1 pseudogene is annotated in these 287 nt (G+C 64.1%); it reads right to left on the bottom strand.

What is annotated here, in order from left to right:
* Positions 1 to 5: 5 nt before the first annotated feature.
* A pseudogene (locus R0K30_RS21605) lies at positions 6 to 287 on the bottom strand (hypothetical protein); the annotation flags it as partial.

Below are 287 nucleotides of genomic sequence, written 5' to 3'. Positions count from 1 at the left end.
CTGTGTCATTGCGGGACACTTCCGCTGCCCTGCGAGAGATTTCGCCGCTGCTTCTCGGTGGCTGATGAATCAATCGTGCCGTGCTCGTCGATCCGCACGCCATAAACTTCCCACGCGGCTCTGGCCGAAACTCGTCCGTCATTGACGTCGACCAGGACCGCCTGGGGGTCTCGCTCCAGTGGATCACCGTAACCGCCTCCTCCTGGGGTGATCGACACCACTTTCTCACCCCGACAAAGGTCGTAACGGCCGACGACGGGTACCGCGCGCGGCTCGCCGCCCGAGCC

Source organism: Bacillus sp. SIMBA_154, assembly GCF_046536015.1.
Lineage (GTDB): Bacteria > Bacillota > Bacilli > Bacillales > Bacillaceae > Bacillus > Bacillus pumilus_P.
The sequence above is the reverse complement of the archived record's forward strand: the minus strand, read 5'-3'. Positions and strand labels throughout refer to the sequence as shown.